The sequence below is a fragment of the bacterium genome (genome assembly GCA_019912885.1).
Taxonomy (GTDB): Bacteria; Lernaellota; Lernaellaia; order JACKCT01; family JACKCT01; genus JAIOHV01.
Genome location: JAIOHV010000121.1, coordinates 18,051 through 30,225, shown reverse-complemented (window position 1 = coordinate 30,225; position 12,175 = coordinate 18,051). Strand labels below are relative to the sequence as shown.

The 12,175-nt window shown below is 62.9% G+C and carries 9 protein-coding genes; 8 read left to right on the top strand and 1 reads right to left on the bottom strand.

Annotated features, from left to right (window positions below; all coding sequences use genetic code 11):
- Positions 1 to 48 precede the first annotated feature (48 nt).
- The 8 genes from K8I61_09945 to K8I61_09910 all read left to right on the top strand — a co-directional run bounded on the left by K8I61_09945 (position 49) and on the right by K8I61_09910 (position 11,694).
- Positions 49 to 948 (top strand): hypothetical protein, encoded by a 900-nt coding sequence (locus K8I61_09945; GenBank protein ID MBZ0272348.1) that lies wholly within the window; start codon positions 49 to 51, stop codon positions 946 to 948.
- A gap of 100 nt (positions 949 to 1,048) precedes the next feature.
- The gene (locus K8I61_09940) at positions 1,049 to 2,053 is read left to right on the top strand and encodes a carboxypeptidase-like regulatory domain-containing protein (protein MBZ0272347.1); all 1,005 of its coding nucleotides are present in this window, start codon (positions 1,049 to 1,051) and stop codon (positions 2,051 to 2,053) included.
- 166 nt (positions 2,054 to 2,219) lie between these two features.
- A complete protein-coding gene (locus K8I61_09935; protein ID MBZ0272346.1) occupies positions 2,220 to 4,046 on the top strand; it encodes a hypothetical protein in 1,827 nt (608 codons plus the stop codon).
- A 44-nt stretch (positions 4,047 to 4,090) separates the two neighbouring features.
- Positions 4,091 to 5,368 (top strand): DUF1329 domain-containing protein, encoded by a 1,278-nt coding sequence (locus K8I61_09930; GenBank protein MBZ0272345.1) that lies wholly within the window; start codon positions 4,091 to 4,093, stop codon positions 5,366 to 5,368.
- 64 nt (positions 5,369 to 5,432) lie between these two features.
- Positions 5,433 to 6,407 carry a hypothetical protein gene (locus K8I61_09925; GenBank protein MBZ0272344.1) on the top strand — a complete coding sequence of 325 codons (975 nt, stop codon included), beginning with the start codon at positions 5,433 to 5,435 and terminating at the stop codon, positions 6,405 to 6,407.
- Between the two features lie 4 nt (positions 6,408 to 6,411).
- Positions 6,412 to 8,928 carry an MMPL family transporter gene (locus K8I61_09920; GenBank protein MBZ0272343.1) on the top strand — a complete coding sequence of 839 codons (2,517 nt, stop codon included), beginning with the start codon at positions 6,412 to 6,414 and terminating at the stop codon, positions 8,926 to 8,928.
- 53 nt (positions 8,929 to 8,981) lie between these two features.
- Entirely contained in the window at positions 8,982 to 10,463 is a 1,482-nt protein-coding gene (locus tag K8I61_09915) for a transglycosylase SLT domain-containing protein (GenBank protein ID MBZ0272342.1), read from the top strand.
- 178 nt (positions 10,464 to 10,641) lie between these two features.
- Positions 10,642 to 11,694, top strand: a complete 1,053-nt coding sequence (locus tag K8I61_09910; protein ID MBZ0272341.1) for a hemolysin family protein — start codon at positions 10,642 to 10,644, stop codon at positions 11,692 to 11,694.
- 69 nt (positions 11,695 to 11,763) lie between these two features.
- Here the strand turns inward: K8I61_09910 and K8I61_09905 are convergent, their stop codons facing one another.
- Positions 11,764 to 12,168, bottom strand: coding sequence for an NUDIX hydrolase (locus tag K8I61_09905; GenBank protein ID MBZ0272340.1), 405 nt, complete (start codon positions 12,166 to 12,168; stop codon positions 11,764 to 11,766).
- Between the last annotated feature and the right edge of the window lie 7 nt (positions 12,169 to 12,175).

Sequence of the window (12,175 nt, the reverse complement as noted above, 5' to 3'; positions counted from 1 at the left end):
GCGATCAGGGGTACAAAAAAATCCGGGTGACGGAAAGGAATTGATACGATGAAAAAGCTCTGGTGGTTGAGCCTTGTCGCGATGATCGCGGCGCTTTTCACGATGTCCGCATTGCTTGTCGCCTGCGGGGACGACGATGACGACGATGACGACGGCGGCGACGACGATGACGATGACGATGACGACGTCGGCACCGGCGAGCCGGGGACGCTTTCCGGTTTTGTACACGATTTCCAGACCAAGCAGCCGGTGGCCGGCGCGCTGGTCGAGGTTTTAAACGACGAGACGGGCGAGCCCTTCGATCCGCCCATCGAGGCGACCTCGCCGTCGGGTGACGCCAAGGTGTCGTTCGATATTCCCGAGGGTCACGACCAGGTCGGTATCCGCGTTTCCAAGGAAGGTGCGACCGACACCGTGCAGTTCCACTTCGACGTGGGCCTCGCGAACGAGGAGTTCCTGTTGATCGCCAACGCGACGCGCGAGCTCGTGGCGCTTTCGCTCGGAATCGAACTCGACCTGACCAAGGCGGTCATGGCGGGCGGCGTCTATTACGGCGACCCGATCGACGAAGACGCGATCGGTTGCGCCGAGGTAAGCTTCGATCCGGACGACGGACAAAACGTCTTTTACTTTGGCCCCGACGCGTTGCCGACGGCGGCGCGCAACGTCACCGGCGATACGCCCGCGAACGGCCAGGGAACCAATCCCGGTTACGACGGCAAGGGGCAGGCGATCAGCTATTACGTCAGCCTGAACAAGGAGATCGACTCGAACATCACGCTGACCGGCCGCGTTTACGACGACGAAGGAACGGGCACCGTGGAAAATTCCGTCGAGGAGACGGGCTTGATGCCGCGGCTCTACCCGAACACCGCGTCGATCGCGAACGTCTATTACTCTCGCGACGACTACGACAGCAATCCGACGCGCCCCTGGTGCACGCAATAACCCGTGTTTGCCGGCCGCGCCCCGAGGCGCGGCCGTTTATTCCAAGTGACATGTTCGCGCCATGCGCGACGATCAAGAAAGGAATCAGGAGGATCTCGTAATGAATCAGAAACTTCCCCGAGTTTTGTGGATGGTGATGCTGGCGCTTGCGCTGGTTGCCGCGGGTGCGCTCGCCCCGGCGTGCAGCTGCGGCGATGACGACGACGATGACGACGACGACGCGGCCGACGACGATGCGGGCGACGACGACGCGGACGACGACGACGCGGACGATGACGACGCGGATGATGACGACGCGGATGACGACGACGCGGACGACGATGACGCGGACGATGACGACGCCGATGACGACACGGGCGATGACGACATCGCCGCCGACGCCATCAGCGGATTCGCGACCGACTTCAAGGAAGGCACGCCGCTGGCCGGCGCGACCGTCGAGGCCGTCGATGACACGACCGGCCTTTCCTTCGACCCGGCGATCTCCGCGACGGCCGGTTCCGACGGTTATGTCCTTCTCGAGGGCATCCCGCAGTCCAAGGGCGCCGTGGCGATCAAGGTTTCGCTGAACGGCTACAAGGACACCTATCAGTACCACTTCCAGACGGGCGTCGCGGACAATACGTTCCTCGGCGTGTCGAACACGGTCGTGACGCTTGTGTCCGGCCTTCTCGGCATCACGCCCGATCCGTCGAAGGGTTTTGCCTCCGGCGCGGTCTATTACATTCCGGAAACCGGAGACACCGAGCCGGTCGGTTGCGCCGAGGTGACGTTCAGCCCGGCCGTGTCCGAAGTGCACTACTTCAAGGAGAGCGTCCTTGGCGTGCTGCCGACCGATGAGCGCGACACGGACGGCAACGGCGTCGGCGACGAAAACGGCAAGGGCACGAACCCCGCGCTCGACGGCGAAGGCGACCCGATGAGCTTCTTTGTCGGCGTCAACGCCGATCCGGGCGCCTACACGATCACGGCCGATATCGACGGCGAACAGGAAACCGCGACGATCCCAGCCCTGTTCGCGGACTCGGTCGCGATCACGCGCGTCGAATATCGCGAGGATGACGGCTGGACGGAAAATCCGACCGCCGGCTTCTGCACGAACTGATCTCGTGACGACAAAGGCGGCGGGAGAAATCCCGCCGCTTTTTTCTTGTCCCGGATCCCGCGCCGGGTTTTCTTTTATTTTCGGATTTGGTTAGTCTTTCGCTCGATTTCTCCAGCGTTTCGTGATGGGCGGCTTTCGGGCGCCGCTATTCGGATGGAGGTGTTTGATGCGTCGGGGCATCGCGGGTGTGGCGTTCGGTCTTTCGCTCCTGTCGGTTCTTGCCGCCGCGACGAGCGCCATGGCCCAGGACGACACGTTTTCGCTCAACGGCTATTTCATGGCGCACTACGGCCTGTTCACCAACACGGCCTACCACACCGAAAACGACTCGCGCGGATTCCCGAAGGACCACGGCGATTTTGCCGGCCAGCTTTCCGCCGCGCGGCACACGCTTCTGCTCGAGGCCGATTGGCGTCCAGCGGAAATGGTCCGCGTCCACGCGGTGTTTCGCGCCGTGCGTTCCGGCGCTCTGCGCGCGGACCGTTTCGCGCAGGTGCCCGACATGGTCGCGGACACCAAATACAACCGCGACGGCGACGTGCAGGAAGAAAAAATCTCGCGGGTGCACGACGAGTTCTACACCGAGGACGAACTGCGCGAGATCTTCGTCGACGCCGACATGGGCGAACGCTTCAACATCCGCGCCGGCCGCCAGCAGGTGAGTTGGGGTGAGATGGGAAACGTCCGGTCGCTCGACGTCATCAATCCGGTCGACGGAAGCTGGCATCTGCCGCCGTTCGAGAGCTACGAGGACACGCGAATCCCGCTGTATCTCGTCAAACTCCTCATCGACGTGCCCGAACTCGACGGATCTCTCGAACTTGTTTACGTGCCGCTCGTCGACGAGCCGGAGGATACGATCAACACGCCGGCCACGTTTTACGGCGCGTGGGGCGTGCCGCTGGCCTCGCAAAACCTCTACGTCTCCGACCTGCGCATCGACGACAAGATCATCGTGTACCCGCGCAACGACCTGTCCGAGGCCCGCTACGGCGCGCGCTGGAAGGGCATCCTCGGCAACATGACCTATACGTTCGTTTATTATCGCGGCCATCAGCTCTCGCCGCCGATTCCGGACCACGTCATCAAAAGCGGCACGCCGGACGCCGACGGCTTTTCGCGCGCGCAGGTCTATCTGCGCATCCCGCGCCAGGACACCTACGGCCTCTCGCTGGACTACGCGTTCGAGTCGCCGATCGGCGCCGTGGTCAAGCTCGAGGCCGCCTTTTCGCCGGACGTTGAGTACCCGGTGAACTCGTACCTGTCGGCGGGTTTCTCGCCGGACGAGCGCGAGGGCACGACCTGGGAGGTGGTTGACCCCTCCGCGACACCGGGGACGTCACCGTTGATCGCCGACCTGCACAGCGAAAAGCGACACGAGTTGAACTACGCGCTCGAGCTCTTTCGCGCCAATCAGTGGCGCTTCCTCAACAAAACGTCGTCCACGATCACCGTCCTGCGCGTGATGCAGAATTTTTATTTCAATCCGGAGGACATCGAGGACGGCGAATACAAGCTCGGCAATCCCTACGTTCTCAACACGCGGTCCGACGGCTCGACCGTTCGAAACGAGAACCAGTACATCGTGTACGCGCCGGGTTACGACACGACGATCGCGCCGCCGATCCGCACGACGCTCGTCTTTGCGGCGTTCACGACGTATTTCCACGGCCTGCTGACGCCCGGCGTCGTCGCCGTGTTCCTCCCGCGCTACAATCCGCCCACGGACAGCGACAGCATCACGCAGCCCACAAAAACCGGCGTCGTCATCAACGATCCGGGCACGGAGATCGAGGGCACGGGCGACCTGTTCGACTGGGAAGCCTTTGAAAAGGGCTCCGGTTTTATCAGCACGTACACAAAATGGGCGATCGGCGACTACTGGCGCGTGGAAGTGGGATACAACTACATCTTCGGAGCCGATCCGTATTACGATCTCGGCTTCTTCCGCGATCGCGACGAGGTGTACGGCAAGGTTCAGCTCCAGTTCTGATTCGTTTTCGCCGGATGACGCCGGCTTGTACGGGGGTAATTGTCATGAAACGACGCACGATCATCCTTGTCGCCACGCTGACGGTGGCGCTCTTTGCCCTGGCGGCCATCGCGACCGGGCAGTCGAAACTGACGCGGGAGAACTGGGGCAAGGAGGTCGGTTTCGCGCCGGACCTGTCCAACGCGCCCAAGGCCGGAACGGTCGTCAATTCCGCCAACATGGGCGAGTGGTCGGCGATGATTCCGGAGGGCGTCAAGGTTCTCATGACCAAATACGGCTACAAGTTCACCGTGAAGGACTACGAGCCGATCGCCCCCGCGAATACCTATATCGAGGCCACCAACAAATACCGCGGCCAGGCCAAAATCGTCGACAACGGCGGCAATCCGCGAAAGCTCGGGCTCACCGGCTACACGGCGGGCTTGCCGTTCCCGAAGCCGCAAAACGGGCTCGAGGTCGCCTGGAACTACACCTACTCCTATCAGGGCGACGACGCCGACAACTATTTCTCCGTTTTCTGGATCGACGCGAAATCCGGCGTCGAGCGATCGGAGATCTGGCGGTGGATGTATATCAACCGCGCCGTGAACCGCACGGACATCGCGCCGATCCCCGCGTTCGACGAAGCCGCCAAGGATGGAAAGCAGTATTACTCCGTGACGATCACGCAGTACCCGCAGGACAAGAAGGGCTTCGCGGCGCTGTACTACCGCATGATCGAGCCGCAGGATCAGCAGGGCTTCATTTATATCCCCGCGCAGAAAAAATCGACGCGATTCGCGTTCGGCACGCGCGGCGACGCCTGGAACAACACGGATCTGCTCTACGAGGACGTGCGCGGATATCTCGGTTATCCCGAGTGGATGAACTGGAAGATCGTCGAGAAGAAAACGATGCTGCTTCCGATGAACTCCGAGATCCCCTGGGGCAAGGACGCCGCCAGGAGCGTTTACGATTTCGATACGGCGCCGCACTGGAATTTCAATTCCAAATGGGAGCCGCGTCCGGTGTACGTCGTCGAGGCAACCGCCAAGTTCAAGGATTATCCGTACAGCCGCATGGTGTTTTATGTGGACGCGGAGTCCTCGTTCATCGCGGTGAAGGATGCGTACGACAAAAAGGGCCAGCTCTGGAAGGTGCTGATCAACGCGTGGAACAAGTCGGAGAATCCCGCCACGCAGCCGGCCGCCATCGGAACGTCGCTCGTTGTGGACTTGCAGTCCGAACATGCCACGGCGTTCGGCTGGCACTCGGCCAAGATCAACGTCGGCCTGAAACCCGATCAGTTCACACTCACCAAACTTCGCAAACTCGGCGACTGACGCCCGCGATATGACGCATCGGTTCGCGCGCAATGCACGGCGGCTTTCCGTTTCGAGCGCCGTTGTGCTGTTGCTTACATGCGCCGCGCCCGCCTTCGCGAAGGACGCGGCGGCGGGCGCGTCGCCGACCGCGTTCCGCGACCGGCTCTACGACGTCGCGTTCGCGTCGGATGACGTGGTCGTGGCCGTCGGATATCCCGGCAAGGTCTTTCGCTCGACGGACGCGGGCAACACATTTGCGCCGGTCGCCATCGGCACCGACGAGCCGCTGTTCGGAATCGACTTTCCCTCGCCGTCGGTCGGATACATCGCCGCGCGCAAGGGACAGGTCTGGAAGACGGCCGACGCGGGCGAAACGTGGACGCTTCTTTCAACAGGCGTCGAAGAACACCTTTTCGCGGTGCACTTCGCCGACGATGCGCACGGCATCGTCGTCGGCAACTTCGGGCGCATCCTGTCAACGAAAGACGGCGGCGCTTCCTGGCAAACGACCGTGCTCGAGGCCATGGTTTCCGCGCCGATCTTCGCGGTGCACATGTTCGACGCGGACAACGCGCTTCTGGCCGGCGAGTACCCCATCTGGGAAGCGCAGCTCGAGGAGGACGTCGAGGCCGAGACGCTCTCTTCGATCTTCCGGACCGCGGACGGCGGGCTGACGTGGGAGCGCGTCGCGATGCCCGATACGTCGCACCTCTTCGGGCTCGCGTTTGCGACCAACGAGATCGGTTACGCGGTCGGGACCAAGGGGACGTTTCTCGAAACGCGCGACGGCGGCGCGACCTGGGCGCGCATTCCGGGCGAGATCGAGTTTCACCTTCTCGACGTGGCGGCGCTGGCCGGCGGCGCGGCGGTCGCCGTGGGCAACGCCGGCTCCGCGGCCCGATTCGAGGCAGGCGCGATCTCGACGGTCGCCACGAACCAGTTTTACTGGATCGGCGCGGCGGACTTCAACGCGAAAGGCCGCGGTGTCGCCGTCGGCGATCACGGCATGATCCTGCTATCCGACGATGCCGGCAAATCCTGGCGGCCCCTGGAGTGACGCGATGAGCGCCGATCCGAAAGCCCCGCGTCTTCCCTCGCAGACGCACCCCATCGGGCGGTTCATCATCCACCGCCGCGTTCCGGTGCTGGCCGTCATCGCCGCGCTGTCGGTGGTGTTTTCGTACTTCATGATGCGCGTCGAATTGAAGACGCCGACGATCGAGCTCTTCCCGAAAAACCATCCCTACGTGCAAACGTACGTGGCGTACGAGGAAATCTTCGGCGGCGCGAACGTCATCGTGCTTTCGCTCGAGGTGAATGAGGGCGACGTCTTCAATACCGAGACGCTTGCCAAGCTCAAGCGCATCACCAAGGGGCTCGAACTGCTGCCCGCGGTGAACAACTACTCCGTGCTCTCGCTGGCGCAGCGCAAGACGAAGATCACGACCGTCGATGAAATCGCGGGCTTCAAGTCCGATCCGGTCATGTGGCCGGATGTCCCCGAGACGCAAGAGGAACTCGACGAACTGCGCCGGAAGATCTACGCGAGCGGCCGCTATCACGGCACGCTCGTGTCCGCGGACGACAAGGCGCTCATGATCATCGCGGGCTTTTTCGAAAAGGGCCTGCAAAGCGCGAGCGATTCCATCGAAACGGTCGTCCGCGACCTGGCCCAGGCGGAAGGGCGCGACGTGGAGGAGGCGCTAAGGACACTCCGGGAATTTTCGAAGGACGAGGTCTGGGAGCCGGGTGACACGCTATTTGACGCGATCGACAAGATCACCGCCGCGGAGGAAGACGCGAATCACACCGTTCGCATGATCGGGCGGCCGATCATGCTCGGCTGGATCGCGCGCCAGTATCCCCAACTCGTCTGGATCTTTTTCCTGACGGTGGCCGCGATCGTTATCGCGCTCATCCTGTATTTCCGCAACGTCGTGGGCGTCGTCATTCCGCTTGTGACCGCCTTCCTCTCCGCGATCTGGGGTCTCGGATTCCTTGGCTTCCTCGATTGGCTGGCGGACACGCGCGCGATCGACCTGTTCAACGTCGGCAGCTACCATTTCAACCCGCTTGTCATCGTCGTGCCGTTCATCATCAGCGCGCGCGCGCTGTCGCACTCCGTTCAGCTCATCGAGCGCTACACGGAGGAATTCGACAAACACCACGACCGGCGCGAGTCGGCGATCGCCACGCTGGGCGGCTTGTCCAAGCCGGGCCTGGTCTCGATCATCACCGACGCCGCGGGCGTGTTCATCGTCGCCGTAACGCCGATTCCGCTGATGCAAAAGCTCGCGATCATGGGCGGCTTCTGGATCATGTCGATCGCCGTCACGGATATGATCCTGAATCCGGTGCTGCTCTCGTTCCTGCCGCCGCCGAAAAAGAGCCACGCGCGAACGGGCATCCTCGACCGCATCTTGCGCGCGATGTCGCACGCCAGCACCGAACGCCATCAGAAGACCATTCTCGCCGTAACGATCGTCGTTTTCGTCATCGGGATCATTTTCGCGCGCAATCTCGTGATCGGCGACGTGCATCCCGGCACGCCCATGCTCTGGCCGGAATCGGAATACAACAAGGACACGCGAGCGATCTTCGACCGCTTCGGCAAGACGGAGATCCTTTCGATCGTCGTCGCGGGCGACGAGCGCGACCGCATGAAAAGTCCGGAGATCCTTCGCACGATCGAGGCGTTCCAGCGCGAGCTCGAGGCGATGCCGGAGGTATCGTTCACAAGCTCGATCGCGGACCTCGTGCCCGAGCTCGTCAAGATCATGCACTCAAGCCACCCCAAGTGGGAGCTGCTGCCCGAAAACCTGCGCGACTCCGGATTCTATCTCGGCATGCTCTATCAGGGCGCGGAGCCCGGCGATCTGGACCGCTTCATTGACCGCCGCATGCAGGACGCGAACATCGCGGTGTACCTGCGCGATCACAAGGGCGAAACCCTGCGCGCGGTCATCGCCAAGGCCCGGGAATTTATCGACGCGCATCCGCTGCCGGGCGCCGAATTCAAGCTCGCCGGCAACCTCGGCGGCTTGCTCGCCGCCGTCAACGAGACCATCGTCGTCTCCGAGGCGAAGGTCACGATCCTCGCCTTTAGCTTTGTGTTCCTCTGCTGCGTGATTGCGTACCGTTCGTTTTTCGCCGGCGTCTATTTCCTGGTGCCTATTGCGATCTCGAACTACCTCACCTACGCGCTCATGGGCGCGCTCGGCATCGGCCTTGACGTCAACGCGCTGCCGGTCGTGGCCCTCGGCGTGGGGCTTGGCGTCGATTACGGCCTCTACGTCCTGGGGCGCGTGGAGGAATACTACGACCAGACGGGAGACCTCCGGGCCGCGACGCAGCACGCCATGCTCACCGCCGGGCGCGCGGTGTTTTTCACAGCCGCGACGATGGTGGCGGGCATCGTGTTCTGGGCGTTCAGCTTCCTGCGCTTTCAGGCGGAGATGGGCATCCTGCTGGCGTTCTGGATGACCGTCTCGATGCTCGGCGGCCTGATTCTGCTGCCCACGATGGTCGTCACCTTCAAGCCGAAATTCATCACGCACCGCAAGCGCGCCGCCGCCTGACGCGATTCGACGTTTCGCGCGGTTGTGCTAAAATCACGCGGCTTTCTTGCGCCATGTTGATTAACGCCCACCAGATTCCGCGCGGCGTCGTTTTTGCCGGCGCACTCGTCCTTTCGGTCGCGTGCGCGCGCGCGTCCGCCGTGCCCGGCACCGACGTTTTCGCGCTGCGCGAAGACCGCGACCTGGAGGCGTACATCCAGACAATCGACGAGGCGCTCGCCGATCTCGAAATCGAAGAGGCCGACGCCGCCTACACCGAAGCGGGCGAGCGCCTGCGCGATCTGACCGCGAATCTCTACAAGCGCCCGATGGTGGAGCACTACCACGCGCGCCTGGTCGACGCGGCCGGGCGCATCATCCTCGCCAAGCTTGCGGCCAAAGACATGCCGCGCGTCATCGTGCATCGGGGCTACGATCCGCTCGCCGAGGAAAAGCCCGCGCGTTATTTCGCGTTCGGCGATCTGGCCGCGCGGCTCGATCGCGCGCCGCCGCATCGCCGCGCCGACGTCGATCGCATCGTCGCGTGGTACGCGCACGGCGACGGCCGCCGCCAGTACGAAATCTATCTCGCGCGGCTCGCCAGGTATCGCCGGCACATCGAGTCCGTCCTTGACGCATACGGCCTGCCGCGCGAATTGGTGTGCGTCGCGATGATTGAAAGCGCGGTCGATCCCACGCGCGTCTCCCACGCGAACGCCGCGGGCCTGTGGCAGTTCATCCCGTCAACCGCGCGGCGCTACAACCTCGTCGTCACGGACGCGGTCGATCAGCGCTTCGACGCGGCGCTCGAAACCTACGCCGCCGCCGCGTATCTGCGCGATCTGCTCGAAATGTTCGACGGTGACATCGAGGCCGCGCTTGCCGGATACAACGCCGGCGAGATGTTCATCGAGTCGGCGCTCGCATCCGACGATTCGGTCCGTTCGTTCTGGGATCTGTCGCCGCACGGCTCATCCGCGCAGGGGATGACGATCCCGCGCGAGACCTACGATTACGTCGCACGTTTTTTCGCGGCGGCGATCGTGTATCAGAACCTCGCGCACTTCGGTTTCGAGGAACCGCCCAGCAAGGACGCGCCGTCGGTCGTCGTGGACGTGCAGGGCGAGATCGACCTTTCCGCGCTGGCGCTCGATCTCGATCTCGATCCGGACGTCGTCGGCGCGATGAATCCTTCGATCATGACGACCCGCGCGGACGAGGGCGTGCCCGTAACGGTGCGTTTGCCGCATGCGCCGGTGGACGAATACCTCACGCGCCTTCGCGAGACGCGGCGTTACCGCGTGTCGTACATCTACCGCCACAAGGTGACGAACTACCAGTCGCTGAACGCGATCGCGTCGGAATACGGCGTCTCGCCCGCGCGTATCGCGACGAAAAACCATCTGACGCCGGGCGCGCGCGCCGAGGAGGGCCTTGTCATCCACATCCCGACCTCGACGCGCAACGGCGACGCGGCGCGCGCGTCGCTCGAAAACGTGAATTGGTGGAAACAACGCCACGAACGGGGACTCGTTTCATCGGCGTTAACGCCGTAACGAATCGAACGTGATTCTCGAACCCGGCGTTGCGAGACCTTCCAGCCTTCTCCTCATTGACACGCACCACGCTTTGCCCGTAACCATAGGCCGACGAGTTCATGGACAAAGCATCACCTTCAAAACCTGATTCTGTTCCCATCCGCCGCGCCAATCGTCTCGCGCGCCGAGCCGCGCCTTGATTTCCGTCATCGGAATCGTCGTCGCCGTGACGCTTATTACGAGCTTCTTCTGTTCGTTGGCGGAGGCGGCGCTTCTTTCGACGCCGATGGGGCGCATCGAGAGCCTCCGCCGTGCGGGCAAGCCCGTGGGCGCACTGTTAATGCGCATGAAGCTCGATCCGGATCGGCCGATCTCCGCGATTCTTATTCTTAACACGCTCTCGCATACCGTGGGCGCCACCGTCGCCGGCGCACTCGTGCAAAGCGTCGCCAACAGCACGGGCGTCGCCCTTTTTTCCGCGGTCTTCACGCTGGCCATCCTGCTGCTCTCCGAGGTGTTGCCGAAGACCATCGGCGTTGTTCACGCCAATCTCATCTCGCCGCTTATCGCGCGTCCGATCTGGGTGCTCATCGTGGTGCTCTGGCCGCTCGTAAAGATTTGCGAGCTCACCGTGCGTTTCGTGCGTCCGTCCGCGCGATCGGCGTTCACGCACTCCGAGGAGGACATCCTTTCCGAAGCGCGTCTGGCTGCGGGCAGCGGCGCGATCCTGCACGAGGAAGTCGAGTGGATGGCGAACATGCTGAAACTCAACGACCTGACCGTGAAGGAAATCATGACGCCGAGGCCGGTTGTCTTTTATGTGGAAGAGGACATCACCCTGCGTGAGGTGATGAAGCGCGTGCCGCAGTGGAATTACAGCCGCATCCCGGTCGCGCGCGAAAACGACCTGGATCACGCGGTCGGCGTCGTGATGACGCGCAAGATCCTCGAGGAGATCGCGCAGGACCATTTCGACAAGCGCGTCGGCGACCTGATGCAGGATGTCGATTTCGTGCCCGAATCGATGCGCGCGCACGTGTTGCTGAAAGAATTCGTTACCCGCAAGACGCACATGTTCCTTGTGGTCGACGAATACGGCGGCACCGAAGGGGTCGTGACGCTCGAGGATGTGATCGAGGTGATGATCGGAACGCAGATCGTCGATGAGACCGACCGCTACACGAACCTGCGCGAGGTCGCCAAACAACGCGCCCAGGCTTTCATGCGGCAATTGAAAAAGGCACCGTGACCTGGGACCGCCGAACCCCAGTTCGGCATGAAAAAAATTGCATGCCGAACTGGGGTTCGGCGGTCCCGGTCAATAACGCCCGTTGAAATAGTCATCCAGGATTTGGGCGTGATCGAAGCAAAGCGGCGCCGGAAGGCGATCGCGGTAAGCGACGAGAGCGCTTTTGGCGTCCGATGCCGCGACGGGCGTGCCCGTGGCGGTCGCGAGAAACACGACCGACGCGGTATGCATGCGCGTATCGCGCGCCGGGTCCGAATACACGTGAAACTGGCGAACGAGCGTCACGGAAAGCCCGACCTCTTCCTTCGCCTCGCGCACAGCGGCCTGCTCCACGGTTTCGCCGATATCGACAAAGCCGCCCGGAAGCGCGTAGCCCTTCGGCGGGTTCAGGCGTTCGATCAGCACGATGCCGTCGTCCGGCAGGCGGATGATGATGTCCACGGTCAGCGATGGTGTTTTGGGTGGCCCGCTCACGCGCGGC

Excerpts from the sequence above, each read along its gene's own strand:
- K8I61_09940 (MBZ0272347.1), top strand. The coding sequence starts at position 1,049 with ATGAATCAGAAACTTCCCCGAGTTTTGTGGATGGTGATGCTGGCGCTT.
- K8I61_09930 (MBZ0272345.1), top strand. The coding sequence starts at position 4,091 with ATGAAACGACGCACGATCATCCTTGTCGCCACGCTGACGGTGGCGCTC.
- K8I61_09945 (MBZ0272348.1), top strand. The coding sequence starts at position 49 with ATGAAAAAGCTCTGGTGGTTGAGCCTTGTCGCGATGATCGCGGCGCTT.
- K8I61_09915 (MBZ0272342.1), top strand. The coding sequence starts at position 8,982 with ATGTTGATTAACGCCCACCAGATTCCGCGCGGCGTCGTTTTTGCCGGC.
- K8I61_09935 (MBZ0272346.1), top strand. The coding sequence starts at position 2,220 with ATGCGTCGGGGCATCGCGGGTGTGGCGTTCGGTCTTTCGCTCCTGTCG.
- K8I61_09920 (MBZ0272343.1), top strand. The coding sequence starts at position 6,412 with ATGAGCGCCGATCCGAAAGCCCCGCGTCTTCCCTCGCAGACGCACCCC.